The sequence below is a fragment of the Burkholderia aenigmatica genome, from assembly GCF_902499175.1.
GTDB lineage: Bacteria > Pseudomonadota > Gammaproteobacteria > Burkholderiales > Burkholderiaceae > Burkholderia > Burkholderia aenigmatica.
Map to the genome: position 1 here is coordinate 48431 of NZ_CABVQC010000033.1, position 17516 is coordinate 65946.

At 60.7% G+C, this 17516-nt stretch carries 13 protein-coding genes; all 13 read left to right on the forward strand.

Annotated features, from left to right (window positions below):
* Window positions 1-67: 67 nt before the first annotated feature.
* The 13 genes from BDO18943_RS23125 to BDO18943_RS23185 all read left to right on the forward strand — a co-directional run bounded on the left by BDO18943_RS23125 (window position 68) and on the right by BDO18943_RS23185 (window position 17501).
* The gene (locus tag BDO18943_RS23125) at window positions 68-871 is read left to right on the forward strand and encodes a hypothetical protein (protein ID WP_175024185.1); all 804 of its coding nucleotides are present in this window, start codon (window positions 68-70) and stop codon (window positions 869-871) included.
* Window positions 868-1044: a hypothetical protein gene (locus BDO18943_RS23130; RefSeq protein WP_175024186.1), complete on the forward strand. Its 177-nt coding sequence runs from the start codon at window positions 868-870 to the stop codon at window positions 1042-1044. Before BDO18943_RS23125 ends, BDO18943_RS23130 begins: the two co-directional genes overlap by 4 nt.
* Before the next feature lie 633 nt (window positions 1045-1677).
* Window positions 1678-1968, forward strand: coding sequence for a hypothetical protein (locus tag BDO18943_RS23135; RefSeq protein WP_175024187.1), 291 nt, complete (start codon window positions 1678-1680; stop codon window positions 1966-1968).
* A gap of 95 nt (window positions 1969-2063) precedes the next feature.
* A complete protein-coding gene (locus BDO18943_RS23140; RefSeq protein ID WP_175024188.1) occupies window positions 2064-9695 on the forward strand; it encodes a KfrB domain-containing protein in 7632 nt (2543 codons plus the stop codon).
* Between the two features lie 35 nt (window positions 9696-9730).
* On the forward strand, window positions 9731-10021 hold the full coding sequence (locus tag BDO18943_RS23145) for a hypothetical protein (RefSeq protein ID WP_175024189.1): 291 nt from the start codon (window positions 9731-9733) through the stop codon (window positions 10019-10021).
* Window positions 10000-12447 (forward strand): type IV secretory system conjugative DNA transfer family protein, encoded by a 2448-nt coding sequence (locus BDO18943_RS23150; protein WP_175024190.1) that lies wholly within the window; start codon window positions 10000-10002, stop codon window positions 12445-12447. Before BDO18943_RS23145 ends, BDO18943_RS23150 begins: the two co-directional genes overlap by 22 nt.
* Before the next feature lie 36 nt (window positions 12448-12483).
* Complete coding sequence (locus BDO18943_RS23155; RefSeq protein ID WP_175024191.1) at window positions 12484-13257, forward strand: lytic transglycosylase domain-containing protein; 774 nt, start codon at window positions 12484-12486, stop codon at window positions 13255-13257.
* A 26-nt stretch (window positions 13258-13283) separates the two neighbouring features.
* Window positions 13284-14390 (forward strand): putative bifunctional diguanylate cyclase/phosphodiesterase, encoded by a 1107-nt coding sequence (locus BDO18943_RS23160; protein ID WP_175024192.1) that lies wholly within the window; start codon window positions 13284-13286, stop codon window positions 14388-14390.
* Between the two features lie 27 nt (window positions 14391-14417).
* Window positions 14418-14663 (forward strand): YqaE/Pmp3 family membrane protein, encoded by a 246-nt coding sequence (locus BDO18943_RS23165; protein WP_175024193.1) that lies wholly within the window; start codon window positions 14418-14420, stop codon window positions 14661-14663.
* Entirely contained in the window at window positions 14660-15019 is a 360-nt protein-coding gene (locus BDO18943_RS23170; protein ID WP_175024194.1) for a flagellar transcriptional regulator FlhD, read from the forward strand. Before BDO18943_RS23165 ends, BDO18943_RS23170 begins: the two co-directional genes overlap by 4 nt.
* Window positions 15020-15059: 40 nt before the next feature.
* Window positions 15060-15860: a hypothetical protein gene (locus BDO18943_RS23175; RefSeq protein ID WP_175024195.1), complete on the forward strand. Its 801-nt coding sequence runs from the start codon at window positions 15060-15062 to the stop codon at window positions 15858-15860.
* Window positions 15861-15895: 35 nt separating this feature from the next.
* On the forward strand, window positions 15896-16228 hold the full coding sequence (locus BDO18943_RS23180) for an Rmf/CrpP family protein (RefSeq protein WP_175024196.1): 333 nt from the start codon (window positions 15896-15898) through the stop codon (window positions 16226-16228).
* Window positions 16229-16271: 43 nt separating this feature from the next.
* Window positions 16272-17501 carry a hypothetical protein gene (locus BDO18943_RS23185; protein ID WP_175024197.1) on the forward strand — a complete coding sequence of 410 codons (1230 nt, stop codon included), beginning with the start codon at window positions 16272-16274 and terminating at the stop codon, window positions 17499-17501.
* The last annotated feature ends 15 nt before the right edge of the window (window positions 17502-17516 follow it).

Consider the following 17516-nt stretch of genomic DNA (forward strand, 5'->3'; position numbering starts at 1 on the left):
AACACAGTCCGCCCTTGCCAGATAGGGCACCACGCTAGAATGCTGAGCCTTCTACACGCCGTTCTCCATGCCGCTGCCCACCACTGACTTTTTTGAGCGCACGCTACGCGCGCCCTACCAGGCGCTGCGCCGCTCGGCGCAAGCGCGCCAGCATCTGTCCGGCGTCTTTCGCTATGACGGCAAGGACCTGGACTCAGCCGATGAGATCGAGTTATTCGATGCCCTCCTTTCCAGCGAAGAGGCGGCCCACTTGCTCATGGTGTTCGATGGCTCCCGCGTGCATGCGCAGGAGCAGTACAACGATGGGCTCGACGATGCGCCGCCTGGCACGTACTTCACCACTGTCAACGCCGACGTCGTCCACGAAGGACACAAGAACCGCGTCGGGATCTACGACGAGGAGGACGGTCCGGGACTGTTCCTAGAGGACATGCTGGCGAGCGAGAACGACCAAGACGACGCAGAGGAGACGCAGGCTGGCGGCATGGGGGTGCACGTCGACCACTTCTACCTGCGCCATCAGGCGCCCGACGGGCTCGGGACCGTGGCCTTTGCACTGTGCGCGATCACCGCGCACTGCCTAGGATACCGGCGGATCTCGCTAATTGCTGGGGGCGGCAGGGGATACGATGCGAACATGATCGGCTATCGCTTCTGGCCCAAGCTGGGTTTTGACGCGCCGTTGGACGAAGGGGAAACCGAAGGAGCACCGCACTTGGCCAACTGCCGTACTGTGCAAGACGTGCTCGCGATCGACGCGGCTTGGTGGGAGCGCGACGGCACGCAGCGCTGGATGGAATTCGACCTGGCCGCACAAGGTCCAGGTTGGCAAATGCTGCTAGACTACTTGCAAGTCAAGGAGCTGATATGAGTGCACCCGGCAACACCAAGAAGCTGGCGACTGCGGCCGCGCCGAAGGTCGTGGTGCGCCGTTCGTCTAAGCGCACAATCGTCACCACGGCCATGAAGAGCCAGTTGCGTAGCAACGCGAAGACGTCAACGCGCAGCACGTTCCCTGAGCTGCCGGAGTGGCGGCGCACCTGAAGGTAGCGGCAACGCACATCGGAAACGGGCCGGCGGGCCCGTTTTTCTTTGCCGCTCCCACTTTTGCTGCAAAAAAAACCGTCCGCCAATGCAGTGTTGCTAACTATTGTGGGCAGAGGCGCCCCTCGGCTTGCGATAAAGTGTTAATCAACTGTTAATCGCGCGGGCTGGCCGTGCGAAAATTACATCATTTAGTTGTCATTCGTTTGGAGAGATTGATGCAACTCGACCTGTTCGGCGCCACTCGGGAGGAGGCGACTCAGGAAACGGCGCCCCCCATCATCACAAACACGGGGGCGTGGCGCCACCCTGAAGCTGAAGCCTTCGATGTCGCCTTGCGGACGGGTTCATTAATCAATGTTGTTGCGATTCTCAACAAGCTGAAGACTGACGCGGCTGCCAAAGTCCTGTTGGCGTCAGGCTTTGCTATCACCACGATGAAGGACCGCGCCCAACTTATGAAGGACGTGCAGCCGCAGCTCATGGCGGCCGTGCGCCTCAGGATGACGGGCCACGAACTGCACGACCATCGCAAGGCACAGATCGATCGCGCTACAGCCCAAGAGGCTTGGGAATCTGGTACATTAATTAATAATTCGCAACAGCCTCAGGAAGCGACGGAGAATCAGGATCATGGAAGCACTCTACAAACGCGAGCTGTACGGGGAGACGACCGCCCTCAAAATCGAGTCGATGGGGTCGACGGCAGTCTCCATCGCGAACCGCTGGGCGCTGGGGTGGCAGGATCGGGTGACCGCTCTGTTGGTCGCCAACCAGTACCTGAACAAGCTGACCGCGCAGACCGATCTGGAGAAGGACGTTCTGGCGAACGAGACGGAAATGACCCATCTGTCGCGCCACGAGATCCTGGCGATGCACGGAGTGCAACAGGAACCGCCGGAAGCAACGCACCTGGTGGGCTGAGCACACCACCTACGGCCCGTAGCGAGTCCCAGCCTAGCGAGCCCCCGCCCGCAGCAGCTCAAGCGTCTACCCCACCCGACAGCAACGGCATTGCGTTGCTGCGTCAGATCGAAGCGGCCTGGCGCCAAGCCATCCCCGAAGATGGTCGCTTCATCTTCAATCGCCTGTACCCAGCGACGGCAACCCTCAACGGTGTGACGCGCCGTTTCGGCGTCAGCAAGGCCAGTGGCGCCGGCCCATTCCGCCTCACAGCCCTGGTGCAAAACCAGTTGGGCCCTCAATTCAACTACTACAAGCTCACGCGCGAAGGCGAGGTGATCCGCGAAGGGCAGAGGAACCTTTGGGCGCTGACGCCCGAAGCGCGTGAGATCCAGATCAACGAGTTCAAGGCCGTTTTCCAGGCTGAGGAATTGGGCACTGACGTCGCCACGACTCAGAAAGATGGCGCCCAAGCAACGCCACCGCTAGGCGCGCAAGACCTGGCGCAAGGTGAAATCCGCCAGCAACACAAGGCGGCCGATGCTCTGGCGCCGCAGACCTCTACCGATGCGCAAGGTGCAACGAGTGCGACCGCAGGTACCGCGCAAGACGCAGCAAAAGCGGCAGCGCGCGAGGCGCCTGGAACGCGCCATCGTCTGCCAAGTGATGCTCCTCAACTGGAGCGCTTGAAGCAAGTCATTGAAACCTTCCACCCAAGCCGCAATACCCTTGAAGGCAACGCCCGCGCTGCAATTGCCCTCGTCATTCAGGAACTGGAGCGCCCGAGAACGGTAGCCAGTGTGACCGCCATGCTCGAAAAGGCGTCCAGCGACCTCATGAAGCAGTGGCCTGCCCAAGCACAAGTCGTTGAGGAAGTTGCCGAAGCGCTGAAGGATACTCGCGAGCGGGCCCAGAGCCTGGCGAAGCCCTCAAGCGAGGGCCACACCATCGTGGGCCGCCGTGCTGATGGCGTCATGATCCGGCAGGATCAGAACGGCGTGCGTTTCTATGCCGAGGGTGGCGTTCGTATCAGTGAAAGCGTGAGCATGCGACCCACGCCCGAAGGCATGCGCATTGAACGCGGTGAACTGAAGCGCGACTTCATGACGGCTGAGGAATCCGCCGCGCAACGCGCGCAGAAGGCGCCGGCCCCAGGAGAACAGGGCGTTGAAGACTTGGGTGCCTTCATCCGTGTCGCGGCCGACTCAGTTGAGGAATTGCGCCGGGTGGACGTCATGCGAGTGCTGGAATCCAACTCGCTGCGCAAATTTTCGTTGGCCCGCTACATCGCTCAGCAGCGACCGGACCTGGAGCAGGAAGTCTCCGAAGTGATGGTGGATGAATTCGGCCTGCCGGACTGGCGCGCACGTGAGGATGAGGTGGACAACAAGGGTGAGATCCAGCTCACCGAATCCAAGGCCATCGTCCAGCCGCAAGCCACCGAGCAACCGGCGCCCGCCGCAGGGGTCCAGATCGCAACGGCGGGCACCACTACCCCTGTTGAATCGCGGGCCGCCGCAGAACGGCGTCCAGCTTCGGCGCCGCCTTCCGAGATCGTGCCGCCGGTACGCCAGAAGCCCAGCGCCCAAATCCCCCTCGGCCCCCGGCCACCGATGGTGGGCCCGATCACGTACACCCGCGAGCAATTGGAGTCGATCTACGTCACGCAGATGACGGACCAGCAGTTGCGCCAGGCCTCGGAATTCTTCACCGAGGGCAGTCGAGCGCAAGCGATTCGACTGCAGATTGAGAAGCGTGCCCAAGAGGCGCAGGCCGCCCTTGCCGCCCAAGCTGAAGCGGCGCAAGCCGAAGCATTGGCCTCCGTGCGTGCCGTCAAGCCCGCTGGCCAAGAGCGCTATGGTGAGCGGCTGGACCACGTTATTACTGACGCGGACCAGATCGGGCAGGGTGGCCTCATGGAGAAGTACCGGGACAACGTCCGCGCAATTCAATTGGTGCGCACGCTTGACGCGGAGAACCGCAACGCGACGGCCGACGAACTGCGCGTGCTGGCCAGGTACGTGGGATGGGGCGGCTTGAAAGGCGTTTTCGACCCGCAGAACAAGAATTGGGCGCAACAGCATGTTGAGCTGAAAGCCTTGCTGACGGACGCCGAATGGGCTGCGGCGAGCCGCTCACAGCTTGATGCGTTCTACACAGCGCCTGTTGTGGTCGATGCCATGTACGCGGGCCTCTCACGCATGGGCTACAACGGCGGCAGGATGATCGACCCCGCCATGGGCAGCGGCAATTTTGTCGGCATGATGCCGGCTGAGATGCGGCGCGAGTCGAGCATTCACGGCGTTGAGCTGGACATCCTCACGAGCCGTATTGCCGCCGCGCTGTACCCGACGGCCAAGATCGCGAAGGCCACGGGCTTTCAGGCGTACAACGCGCCGGCAGGCTACTTCGACCTGGTGGTGGGTAATCCGCCGTTCGGTAGCCAGCCCATTGTGGACGAGCGCGGCTCGGCCTACTCGGGCTGGTCCATTCACAACTACTTCTTTGCCAAGAGCATCGAGTTGCTGCGGCCAGGCGCCCTGATGTCCCTGGTGGTCTCGCATTACTTCCTCGACAAGCTCGATCCCCAGGTCCGTCAGTGGATTTCGCGCCGCGCGGAGCTGGTGTCGGGCGTGCGCCTGCCCAACAACGCGTTCAAGGGCAACGCGAACACGGAAGTGGTGACTGACGTCCTTATATTCCGTCGCGTTGACCACGAGAACTCGCTCGGCCGTGACGAGCGTCCGGACTGGTTGGAGACGACGGACGTCGAGATCGAGAATCCGAAGACGGGCGACATCGCCTCGCTCGCGGTCAACAACTATTTCCTGAAGAACCCGCAGAACGTCCTCGGCAAGCACTCGGCCGAGGGCACGATGTACCGCGCCAACGAATACACGGTGGTGCCAGACGAATCCAAGGGCACCCTGCAGGAGCAACTTGCTCGCTGGGTCGAGACCCTGCCCGTGGGCATCTATTCGCGCATCGAGCGCACGGATGACGTGGAGGTGTCAGCGGCAGCCAGCGACATCCCGGAGCACATCAAGGAAGGGTCATTCTTTCTCAAGGAATCGAAGGACGGCCCGGCCGTCTGGCAGCGCTTACCGGACATGCGTGGCGAGCAACGCGCAGTGCCATGGGAAGCACCCAACGAGCGTGCTGGCGAGCGCATGGTGGGGATGATCCGCATCCGCGAGGCCCTGCGCGCGCAGATGCGACTGGAGCGCAGCCCGGAAGCTACGGATCCTCAGATCGAATTCCATCGTCGCGAGCTGAACCGGATCTACGACGGCTTCAACAGCAAGTTCGGTTTCCTCAATGATCCGGTGAACCGGCGCATCTTCCTGGACGACACCGAGTCGCCCTTGGTGCAAGCGCTGGAGTTCGATTACGAAAAGGCCATCACGCCTGCCTATGCGCAAGAGCACGGCGTAGAGCCGAGGCCTGCGCGCGCCGTGAAGGCGGACATCTTTAGTCGGCGCGTGCTTTTCCCACCTGGTGAGCTGGAGGTGGTGGAGACGGCCAAGGATGCGCTGCTGCACTCGCTCAATCAGCGTGGCCGTGTTGACCTGGAGTATATGCAGCGAGCCTATGGCCGCGAGGAAAAAGAGATCGTCGCCGAGCTGGGCGATCTGATCTATTTCGATCCGAAGTCGGGTGCCGTGGTCACGGCCGACGAATACCTGTCGGGCGACGTGAAGACGAAACTTGCACACGCGCTGGAGGCAGCCAAGGAGAAACAGGAACTGCAGCGCAACGTGCAAGCGCTACAGAGCATCATTCCGGCCGACAAGATGCCCTCGGAGATCCACGCGGCAATCGGTGCCAGTTGGATCCCAGTAAAGCATTACCAGGCCTTCGCCCGCGAAATCTCAGGCGGTGAGGCAGCTTTCACCTACGTGCGCTCCACGGGCCAGTGGCTCACGGGCGAGAAGCGGGGTATCAACTTTGCCAAGAACAACAACGAGTTCGGCACACCCAAGATGGGCGCCATCGACATCCTAGGGTTGGCGATGAACAGCCGCGCTCCAGAGGTCAAAAAGCCGGTGGAAGTAGATGGACAGACGCGGTACGTGACCGACGAGGAGCAGACCGAAGCGGCACGGCAAGCGGCCGACAAGATCAAATCACACTGGGAGTCATGGCTGTGGGGCGATCCAGAACGGGCGCAGGAGTTGGCCGGCATCTACAACGAACGCTTCAACCGGACGGTTGAGCGCAAGTTCGACGGTTCGCACCTAACGTTCCCTGGGATGAGCCCGGCCATCGAGCTACTTGGCCACCAGAAAAATGCGGTCTGGCGCGGCCTGCAGAGCCGCACCATGTTGCTGGACCACGTGGTCGGCGCCGGCAAGACCTACGAGAGCATTGCCATGTTCATGGAGATGCGCCGGCTTGGCATCTGCAACAAGCCTCTGCTGGCGGTGCCCAACCACCTGACACTGCAATGGCGCAGTGACTTCTATCGCCTCTATCCCGGCGCGAACGTGCTGGCGGCCACGCCTCAGGACTTCGAGAAGGAGAATCGCGAGCGACTGTTTTCCAAGATCGTGACGGGGAACTGGGACGCAGTGATTATTGGCCATTCCGCGTTGAAGAAGATTCCCCTGCCGCCCGGTGCCGAGATGCAGGTCATCGGCGAACAGGTTGACGACATCAGCGGCGCCATTGAGGACATGAAGCGCGAGCGTGGCGATCGCCACGTGATCCGCGACATGGAAAAGATCAAGGCCAATCTCGAAGCCAAGGTCGCACGGCTCAAGGAGAAAGCCGGCGACAAGACTAAGGTCGTGGATATGGCCGATTTGGGCATTGACGGTCTTGAGGTCGACGAAGCCCACGAGTTCAAGAATCTGTTTTTCAATACGCAGATGAACCGCGTGGCGGGACTGGGCAATCCGGCAGGCTCCGGCAAGGCCTTCGATCTGTTCGTCAAGACCCGATGGCTGCAGAACACCTACGGCGAGGACGTTCCGCTGATTCATGCGACGGGCACGCCAGTGTCCAACTCGTTGGCCGAGATGTTCACGGTGCAGCGGTATCTGCAGTACAACAAGCTCAAGGCCGAAGGCCTGCACGTCTTTGATGCGTGGGCCAAGCAGTACGGCGATGTGCAGAACGTCTACGAGGTCGCGCCCTCAGGCACGGGCTATCGGTTGTCGCAGCGCTTCGCGAAGTTCAAGAACCTGGGCTCGCTCATGGGCGAGTATCGCAGCTTCGCCGATGTGGTCACGCTCAACGATCTCAAGGCGCAAGAGCTTGCGCGCGGCAAAGTCTTCCCGGTGCCCAAGCTCGCGGGTGGCAAGCCCAAGAACATCGTGGTGCCGCGCTCCAAGCTGCAAGAGGCATTCTTTGGCGTCCCGGAGATCGCCCGCAATAAGGACGGCAACATCCGTTTCGAGCTGAGCCTTGATCCAGACATGCCGGTTAACATCGTCGCAGTCGAGGACGGTAAGTTCGAGATGCAGCAGCAAGACGGTGACATCGTTCGCCGTGGCAGCCGGCGCTACGAGACGGCAGAGGAAGCCGCCTACATGACGGCGCTCTCGGCAATCACTCCGGTCATGCATATCGACCCGAAGTCGATCATTGGCCAGTTCGAGAACCTGCGGCAACTCACGCGGGAGACAAAGGGCAAGGTCAATGCGCTTTCACTGACGGGCTTGGCCAACAAGGCAGGCCTGGACTATCGCCTCATCGATCCAGCGGCGCCGGACGATCCCAACAGCAAGATCAACCACGCCATCGACAACATGATGGACCTGTGGAAGCAATGGGAGGCGGACAAAGGCACGCAGCTCGTCTTCTGCGATCTGTCGGTGCCGCTGTCGGCCAAGGCGAAGATGGCCAGCAAGGAGAAGCGCATCTACGTGCGCGACGAGGCAGGAGCGCTCACGCATAAGAAGGGCACGTTCCACGCGCCCAAAGACTATGAGGGTCTGGCGTACTTTCTTACCTCCAGCGGGCGCAAGAATGAGCGGACTTTCTCAATGTACGACCCGACCACGGGCCAGCTCATGAAGGAAGGCCTGGACAGCAAGCAAGACGCGCACGAGTTCTTTGCGCGCCTGGTGCAGCAGGAAGGCGGCACGGAGCGCTGGCTGGACATGCGCGAGCAGTCGCGCCCGATCGGCGAGGACGAGATCGAGGAGTACAAGAACGAACACTCGCTGGACGTGGAGGGCGATGCCGCCGATGTGGAGTTCTCACTGACTGACATCGAAGGCGCCACGGGTGTCACGGGCTTTTCGGTCTACGACGACATGAAGGCCAAGCTGATCGCACGCGGCGTACCTGAGTCGCAGATCGAGTTTATTCACGATCACGACACGCCGCAGGCAAAGGATGCGCTGTTCAAGCGCACGAACGCGGGCGACGTGCGTTTTCTCTTTGGCTCCACGCCGAAGATGGGCGCCGGCACCAACGTACAGAAGCGCATCGTAGGCCTGCATCACATCGACGCACCCTACCGTCCCTCGGACCTGGAACAGCGTGAAGGCAGAGGCATCCGACGCGGCAACATGCTCTACGAACGTGATCCTGATGGCTTCGAGTTGGGCGTGTACCGGTATGCCACGTCGCAGACGTATGACACGCGGCGCTGGCAATTGCTTGAGCACAAGGCCTCAGGCATCGAGCAACTGCGCAACTACACGGTGGGCGTCAATGAGATCGAGGACGTCACAACCGAGGCCTCGAATTCTGCTGATATGAAAGCTGCGGCCAGCGGCAATCCGCTGATCCTGAAGGAAACACAGCTCGCCAATGAGGTGAAGAAGCTGCGCAATCTGGAGCGCGCACATCGTGATGGTCAGTTCCTGCTGCAATCTCGGCTTAACTCCAATCGCAACTATGTCAACGTCTACGGCCCGAAGGATCTAGCCGTGCAAGAGGCGTTGAAAGCTGCGCGGGACGCGGCAGCCGTGCTGGGTGTGTTTGATGGCAAACAACTGCACACCAAAGAGGAAGTCATGGAGGCGATGGACGGCATTGATGCTCATATCTCGGCGTTGAGCACGCCAAAGAGCCTGACCTATCGTGGCCTTGAGTTCCAATTCGCTTATTGGCAGGACGCGGAGTTCTATGTGATGACCATGCCCGACGGCGACAAGCACCGGATGGAAGCGTTGTCGCGCTCAGGCGCAGTCACGCGCATGGAGAACTTCTGCGAGGGCGTGGAAAAGGCCGAGGCAGGCGTTCGAGCCCAAATCTCCCGCGCGGAGCGTGAAGTGCTGAGCCTCTCCGAGTTGGTCGGCAAACCGTTCGATCAGGCGGATGAACTTCAAGAAGCGATCGCAGAGCATGGCAAGGTGCAGCGGGCGTTGCGCAAGTCCAACTCATTGGCAGCAGTCAAGCCCGAAGAGGCAAGGGCATTCAAGGCGGCCGTGGATTTGCAGAAGCAGAAGCTGCGTGACATGGGGCTGGGAGAAGCCGTGGCCGAGATCGAGCGCGAAGAGCAAAACGATCTTCAGCTTGCGCCTGGCGCCATGGGGGGCCAAGACACGGCTGATGCTGCCAGGGTGGGCGCACCGAGCGGCCAGCGACATGGCGAGTTCGTGGGCCAGATCATCAAGGTGGGAGCGGACCACGTGGTACAGAAGATCAACCGTGAAGGAAAGACCGCCACGCATAGCCTGGTGGACATGGACGGCGCGCTGGATCGACTCCAGGTCGGCGAGGTTGTGACGATCAAGTACCGGGCCGGCCGAGGGGAGGTAGCTTCCCACATTGGTATCACTCTCGAATAGTGAATGGTAAAATGCAGAAAAATGGGGTACATGGCATGATGGCGAACGAAGCGACGTTGAGCGCGATTGATCCCAGGAAGGTTTTCCTGGTTTCTGGTCAACTGCTTGAGCAGAAAGTGGGCGGGCGAGAAGGGATCAGCCCGACGGTCACGCAGCGCGTGGTCGTTGCAGACGATGCTGTGGAGGCGGTGCGACGGTTGGCTGAAGCTGAGCCGATGTTCAGGCCTGTGGGGCACGCGTCACTGGCTGACTATGAAGATGCGGCGCGCCGGCTAAGGGCGGTCGCGGAAGGGCGCAGTAGTGAATGGAGCATCCTGACGGCCTAAGGCTGTCAGGGCGCAATGCACCGGCAAAAGGACATTTGGTTCTTTTGCTGCAAAAGACAGATTATTATTTGTTGTACATGGCCAATTTACTGAACTACACCTCAGCGCGCTCACCACTGCAGAACGCTCTTCTGGCGCTCATCGTTGTGATGGTGGCGATGCTGCTGGTCGGTGCGGTCCCGACGCAATGGTGGGCCTGGAAGTACCACTATGATCCGCGACTCGGGCCTCCGCTATTGCGCATGGCTGGATTCGCCTTGTACCAGCCGCTGCAGTGGGTAGCTTGGGGTTGGAAGTACGGTGACGTGCTCGTATTGCGCTCGTCGGTGCACACGATGTTCGTGATTGGGGGCATCTCCGAAGTCGGCGCGATGATCTTTGGTGGGTACGTCAGCTACCGACTCGCGCGGTACACAAAAGGCATGGAGGGCCTGCACGGCACTGCTCACTTCGCCGAGCACGAGGACGTGGACAAGACCGGCTTCATCGACGCCGCAGGGCACAAGGCCGAGGGGGTCGTGGTGGGTTCGGTCATGTTGGATCGGAAGGGGAAGGTCATTCACCCGCATCACCCGAAGTTTCACAAACGCTATGAGCCCATCATGATTCGTGGCACATGGCGCCAAGGCTTCCGCAAGATGCCCAAGCGCGACGGCAACAAGCGACCGATGTTCAAGCTCAAGAAAACCATCGTCAAGAAGGTCGAGATCCTGCGCGACGGTGGCAACACTCACCTGTTCGGTTTCTGTCCGACCCGCTCGGGTAAGGGGGTCGGCATGGTCATTCCCACGTTGTTGACCTGGCGCCACTCGGTCATGGTCAACGACCCCAAGGGCGAGGCCTACGCGCTGTCTGCCGGCTTCCGCCAGGCGGCTGGCCAGGACATCATCAAGTTCGAGCCAGCCTGCACCGACGGCACTGGAGCTTGCTGGAACCCACTGGAGGAGATCCGCATCTTCACGCTGTACGACGTGGCCGATGCACAGATGATCATGACGATGGCCTGCGACCCGAAGGGCAAGGGCCTCGATGATTACTTCGACAAGGCCGGCTACGAATTCCTGACAGCAGTGGCGCTCCACGTCCGCTACACGAGCAAGGAAGGTTCGCTTGCTGCTTGCGCGAGTTTCCTCGGAGATCCCAATTGGGACAGCGACAAGCAGATGTACACCGAGATGATGCAAGCCGCCCATGACCCGGAAGGGAAGATGGGCTGGAAAGACACGTTCGGCAAGCCAACCAAGACGCATCCGATGATCGCCAACGCGGCCAAGACGATGCTCAACAAAGAAGACAAGGACCGTTCCGGCGTGCTGTCCACGGCCAAGTCGCTGTTGTCGCTGTACCTGGATCCGATCGTGGCGAACAACACCGGCCGGTCGGACTTCCTGGTGCGCGATCTGATGACGGGACAAAAGCCCGTCTCGCTGTACTTCGTGGTGAAGCCCAACGACATGGAGCGCTTGACCCCGCTGACGCGTCTCTTCTATGCGATCTTCATCCGTCGCAATGCGGCAGAGATGGAGTTCGCAGAGGGCCGCAGCAAGGCCAACTATACGCACCCGCTCCTGATGATCATCGACGAGGCGGCCTCGCTGCAAAAGCTGCAAATCCTGCAGGAGGCGCTGGGCTACGTTGCGGGCTACGGCATCCGAATGTTCTTCCTGGTTCAGGACATCGTGCAGATCGAGGAGCTGTATGGCGATAAACAGTCCTTCGACTCAGGCGCCGAAACCCGGATCGCGTATGCGCCGAACAAGATCGAGACAGCCGAAAAGCTGGCGCGCATGACGGGCAAAACTACAGTGTCAGAAGAAGGCGCATCGAGAAGCCAGGGCATGTTTGGCGTCAAAGGCGGCAACGTGTCCGTCAGCAACAACAAGACGGGCCGGGATCTCGTCACTGCCGACGAATTCTTGGGGCTACACGACCAGGACTTGGTCCTTTTCGTGAAGGGCCAGCCTCCTATCTATGGTCGCAAGGCGTTCTACTACGAGAACCCAACGCTGTTGGCTCGCGCCTCGATGCCGCCCCCGAAGGAGTCGACGAGACTGCGCGTTTCCAAGAATGCGTCAGCGGCGGAGGCGGAAGAGGCGCTGGAGATTCAGGAAGCCAAGCCGGAAACGCCACGCGATAAGTGGGCAGCGGGCCGGGAAGCCATGCGCGAGCAGATCGCAACGGCAGCACAGCCATCGGCTGCGGTGCGAGGCGCTGAAGGCCGCAATCACGGTGGCGCCGCAGCAAACGCCACCCCTCCGCAGCCTGGAGGCGCACCGTCCTCCGACAGCCAGCCAGCCAAGCCGCGCCAGCGGAGCCGCTACGCCGACCAGATCAAGACCATCACACCCGAGGAACGGCGGCAGGTCGAAGAGCTGGTGGCCAGCGTCGGCGTTGTAAACAAGGTCATTTCGGTTTCCGCCTTCTAGGCAAGTCTCAGGGCTCACCCATATACTGTTAATTCCATGTTAATTCCCGAACCCTACCGGCGGCATCAGATGCGCATTATTCGATGTTCATTGCTTTTGCTTGTGATCAGCACCATCGCGATGCTGGGCGGCAGAAGCGCGCACGCCCAGGTGGTGGTTGCGGGCGTGGACCCAGAGCTAAGTGCGCTCATTGCACGTTGTGCGCCCACGGTCCACCCCGAAACCATGGCGGCCGTCGTGTCTGCAGAGTCGCGCGGGCACCAGTTCGCAATTGCGGACGCCGGGCCGGTGAAATTGCCATGGGCGCAACGTAAGGCACTGGTGCGTTCGCTCTACCCCGGGTCGCTCCAAGAGGCCGTCACGACTGCGCAGACCCTCATTGCAAACGGCCACACCGTCTCGCTCGGCGTGGCTCAGGTGAACGACCGCAACCTGGCCAAGATGGGCGTATCGATTCAAGACGTGTTCGACCCCTGCGTGAACATCGCTGTGGGCGGAAAGATCCTGACGGACTTCTATGAGAAAGCCCGCGCGAAGTTCGGCAATGGGCCAGCGGCACTGCAAGCTGCGCTCAGCGCTTACAACTCTGGTGACTGGTCGCGTGGCGCGAGGGATGGCTATGTGGCCTTGGTCTACAAGCAAGTGGGCAAGCCTCTGACCATTCGCACCGAGCGCGTCGTGCCACGCATGACGCGCACAACTGCTGCACGCGGCGATGCCGCTCCGGCACTGACTGCAAGCCCGGAGCGAACGAACGAACGGACCTTCACGCTGAAGGCCAGCAATTTCTCAGTCGCAGAGATGCACTGACCGCACGGGGAATGAAGGAGAGAGTGATGGGTATCGGGTTGCAAGTCGTGGATCAAGAAAGCGATCAGCAGGGCTCATTGATTGCCAACGCAAAAGACCTGCTCATTCAGATTGAGGCCACGTCGCCGCCACCTCATTCGAGTGGACTCATAGCTCTAACCGATCTCGCGGACCAACTGCTGTCCATGCGCGCCAAAGGCTTCACGCTTGAGCGCCTAGCTTCGGTCCTCACGGAATGCGACGTTCCTGTGAGCGTTAGTGAGCTGGATGATTTTCTGCGGCGGGCCCTGTTGGCTCGCATGTATGCGTGCGAGGCCAAGATCGAGGAGTACGGCCGGCGCGGTCACGTCCGCTCTTCCGAGCGCGCGGCCTTCATTGAGCGCGGTCTGCGCCGCGCGCTGGATTCCGGCGAAGGTCTTCTTCTGCACTATCAGCCTCAAGTGGACATGCAGACTGGAGCCGTCGTCGGCGCCGAAGCATTGCTGCGGTGGCGTCACGAAGCGGACCTGGTCAGCCCAACGGAATTCATTCCCATTGCGGAGGAATCCGGGCTCATTGAAGAGATTGGCGCATGGGTGTTGCGCGAGGCCTGCACCGAGGCAGTGGGCTGGCAACGCCTGGGCCTTGGTCAGGGCAAAGGGATCAAGGTCTCGGTCAATCTCTCGGTCAAGCAGTTCTCGGATCGGCTGAGCGACGTAATCCATGGCGTGCTCTGCGATACCGGCCTGGGCACTGAGCTGCTCGGCATCGAGATCACCGAAAGTTTCCTCGCGGACGACCGTTCGCAAGGTCTGCTGCAGGCCTTGAACGATACGGGCATTCACATCTCCATTGACGACTTCGGTACCGGGTACTCATGCCTATCGCGCGTGAGCAAGCTGCCGCTGGACACGATCAAGATTGACCGCGCGTTCGTTTCAGATCTGGCCCGCTCTCCCGGGGCCGCTGCTGTCGTCCAGAGCGTCATCGGCCTGGCCGACAAGCTGGGCATGAGCACGATTGCCGAAGGCGTCGAAACGCAGCGACAAGTGGATCTCCTGAGGTCTTTCGGCTGCAACGTTGCCCAGGGGTATCTGTTCGCCAAGCCTCTACCGCCAACTGAGTTCGTGCAGTTCGCACTTGCAGCGCGTTGACTCCCCACTGATCGAAAAGGATTGCCCATGCGAATCATCACCAGCCTGTTTGCCCCCTGGCTGCACTTCCTGACCGTCAACCGTCCCATCGCCGCGACCGTGTGTCTGCTGCTTCAGATCAGCCTTATTGGCTGGGCGCCCGCAACCATCTGGTCTGCGTACTCCATCGATCAGTACAACAAGGCCGCCAGGAGAACCGCCAAGAGGATTGCCGCGGCAATCGCCGAGGCGGCCATGCGCAATTCGCAGTTGAAGGTCGAGGCAGGCCTGTGACCAAAGGCCCTAGCGCTTCGGATGGTCGCGGAAAGCTGCTCACGAATTCCGTTGCGCTGGTACCCGAGATCCGGAAGCTGAACATTAGTTTCCTCACGCTCGCCAGAAAACTGCTTGCCAGCGGGCGAAGCGACGCACTCGCGTCGCTTGGTATCTCACAGGAAATGGCTGACGTACTGGTGGCGATGCCAGAGACCGAGATCACGAAGCTGGCGAACACCAATCTGCTGCTATGCCGCTTCTACTTTGGCTCTCATGTACTGGCTGAATTGATTGCCAAGCCCCATTGGGAGGAGTTGGTCGTTCGTGATTCCGCGTTGGCGATGGACGAAGACCGCACCGTGGTGGACGAGTAACCAAGCATCGAATGGATAAACACAGAATTTTGGAGGCCGTATGAATGCCGTAGCTGAACGAGTGGACCACGCAGACGATTGCAGACTGTCCTCGATCTTGGAGTTCGAAACGAGTGATCGAGAAGTGGAGCATCTCGAATCGCCGCCCAAAGCCGACAAGGTTGCGCACGGTGAGTTCGAGGTGGACGTTACCAAGGAAAAGGTCATCGTTGCGGGTGTTGGCCTCCTCGCGATCTACCACTGGGAGACGAGCAACTGGGGAAAGAAGATCAAGCGGCTATCGGTCGAGCGCTCCCAGGCGGACTCCGACAACACCGCTCAAGATCGCTATCGGGTTGTCGCTGAATCCAGCGACGACTCCGGCGGGAAGAGCGAAGTATTCGTCAACAACTTGAGCGAAGCCGAAGCAAAGGTAGTCCTCAAGAAGATTGAACTGGGCATCAAGGAGATTCTCGGCGTAAGTGCGCTCGGCGTCCACACGCTGGAGATCCCGTGCGACGACGGCTCAGTCGTCACCATTGCCAGCAGCCGCGCGCTCAATAGCAAGCCTGTTCTTGCATTCCTCAATGCCGCATTGAAGGTGGTCGCTTGTTGCGTCGTCGCGTTCGGTGTCCTGTCCGCATGGACCTATTTTGTCTACGACGCCGGCCAACAGAATGGGCGCGTACGGGCAATCACCGAAAGGGCGCCAGGCCCCATCCTTCCTCCTCTTCTCCCGCAGGTCGCTACGCCACAGTCCGAAGCCGAGGACGATGTAACAGAACCGCCCACGGAGATCCAAACGCCCAAAGAGGCGTTGGCGCCAGCGACGCGCGCCATCAACAAGCGCGACCGCCGCTGAAGGTGGGCTCCGATCAGATTCCTTAGGAACAGAAGATGGACAACAACGGTGACTACTGGGAGTACATCGCTGCGGAGGCGCGGCAGGCTGTGATGCAAGGCCGCTCGAAAGAGGATTGCCCTTATCCAGCAGGAAGCCGGGAAGCGTGGCTTTGGGCGGAAGAGTACGAAGTTGCCCGCCTCGCTCCTTACTTCCAAGCCGGGAGTGAAGCTGCTCAAAACGGCATCTCGTGGACCGCGTGCCCAAGTTTGCCTGAAGACATGCGAGCGCGATGGCTGTTGGGGTGGGACTACGAGTCCGGCGAATTGCAGTTCGCCGCCTTCAGGAAGATTGAGATTAGCGGGCGAACCGACATGCTCATCGCCTGATAGCCAAAGCTCACTTGTACCGAATCAACAATAAAGGAGCCCCATGGGCAAAAACCTTGTGAAGCGCCTAGCGGTGTACGCCGGCACGGGCCTTGCCATCAACTTGCTGCTTCTGTGGATCCACGACCGGCACCTTTCGGCCCTCGGCGTTGCCTTCAACGTCCTGACATTCACCATCTCGGCCGCGCTGGCGGGCCATCTGACGGAAAAGCGACTGCTGCCCGGCATATTGCTTCGCGCATTGGATCGAATTCCACCCATCTCGGCGAAGGCATGGGGCAGGGGCCTGGTGCGGTTCGTCGCCGAGTATCCGGCGCTGGTCTTCGGCCTGATCGCCGTGATTCCGCTTTGGACTGGCAACGCGCCACGCTTGGAGACGCTGCCTCTTTCTGCGCAGGCAGTCTACAACGCCACATTGATTCTGGGCCTTTTGTGGATTGTGGCCAGCGCCGTTTCAGTAGCCATCTTCGCACCCGCGACCGTCGCCAGTGCGATCAGCCTGGTCGAGCGCTTCGTTCTCCTCTCCTTGGCTCTGGTTGCGGTGCGTGCGTTCGCCCAAGAGCTGAGCGACGTGGTACGCCTTGCAAAGGAGAACCCGGACGCGTCCCTGGCTGTGGCCACAGCTTTCGTCTTACTCCGCGCAGCGTTCGCGCTGTCGCCATCGCGCAACCACATAGTCGCTCGCGGCAGCTTGGAAGTTGCGGGGTACGCGGTTGCACGTCTTCGTCCGAAGCCGAGGAAGCCCCAGGACATTCATCGGACGGCCATTCATGAAGCTGGCCACGTGTTGATGTTCGCGACGCGCGGCGAGTTGCCCGATGTATTCATGGTGTCCGTACGCGCGGAGATTAGCGGACGTGACCTGTATCGCGGGCAGGTAGAGCACACGCAGCCGGCGCCGGATGTGTTGACGGAAGGGCATCTACGGTGGTCCATGCTGATGCATCTGGCGGGCGCCGAAGCCGAGTATGTCGCCCTGGGCGAACGGGCTGATGGTGCGCAGACTGATAACGCGAAATGGCTGACTGCCGCGACAGCCTACTTGTCTTCGGGCTTCGGCGAAGTTTTCTATGCAGAGCCGGCGGGCGACGCGCAAATCGAACACAACCGGGTTGTGTTGAATGCGCTCAAGGCCGATTGCACAGAAGAAGTCCGGACGTTCCTCAAGGCGAACCGGCAGGTGCTGGATGACTTGTCGGCCGTCATCGCAAAAGACAAGTTCTTGAACAGGGACCAGCTCGCGCCGTACGTGGCGCGTGTGGTGCTCCCTTGACTACGGTCGCATTGC

What these genes read in the sequence shown, in the direction of transcription:
- BDO18943_RS23125 (WP_175024185.1), top strand. Translation starts at nt 68, where the DNA reads ATGCCGCTGCCCACCACTGACTTTTTTGAGCGCACGCTACGCGCGCCC.
- BDO18943_RS23130 (WP_175024186.1), top strand. Translation starts at nt 868, where the DNA reads ATGAGTGCACCCGGCAACACCAAGAAGCTGGCGACTGCGGCCGCGCCG.
- BDO18943_RS23135 (WP_175024187.1), top strand. Translation starts at nt 1,678, where the DNA reads ATGGAAGCACTCTACAAACGCGAGCTGTACGGGGAGACGACCGCCCTC.
- BDO18943_RS23145 (WP_175024189.1), top strand. Translation starts at nt 9,731, where the DNA reads ATGATGGCGAACGAAGCGACGTTGAGCGCGATTGATCCCAGGAAGGTT.
- BDO18943_RS23150 (WP_175024190.1), top strand. Translation starts at nt 10,000, where the DNA reads ATGGAGCATCCTGACGGCCTAAGGCTGTCAGGGCGCAATGCACCGGCA.
- BDO18943_RS23155 (WP_175024191.1), top strand. Translation starts at nt 12,484, where the DNA reads ATGTTAATTCCCGAACCCTACCGGCGGCATCAGATGCGCATTATTCGA.
- BDO18943_RS23160 (WP_175024192.1), top strand. Translation starts at nt 13,284, where the DNA reads ATGGGTATCGGGTTGCAAGTCGTGGATCAAGAAAGCGATCAGCAGGGC.
- BDO18943_RS23165 (WP_175024193.1), top strand. Translation starts at nt 14,418, where the DNA reads ATGCGAATCATCACCAGCCTGTTTGCCCCCTGGCTGCACTTCCTGACC.
- BDO18943_RS23175 (WP_175024195.1), top strand. Translation starts at nt 15,060, where the DNA reads ATGAATGCCGTAGCTGAACGAGTGGACCACGCAGACGATTGCAGACTG.
- BDO18943_RS23180 (WP_175024196.1), top strand. Translation starts at nt 15,896, where the DNA reads ATGGACAACAACGGTGACTACTGGGAGTACATCGCTGCGGAGGCGCGG.
- BDO18943_RS23185 (WP_175024197.1), top strand. Translation starts at nt 16,272, where the DNA reads ATGGGCAAAAACCTTGTGAAGCGCCTAGCGGTGTACGCCGGCACGGGC.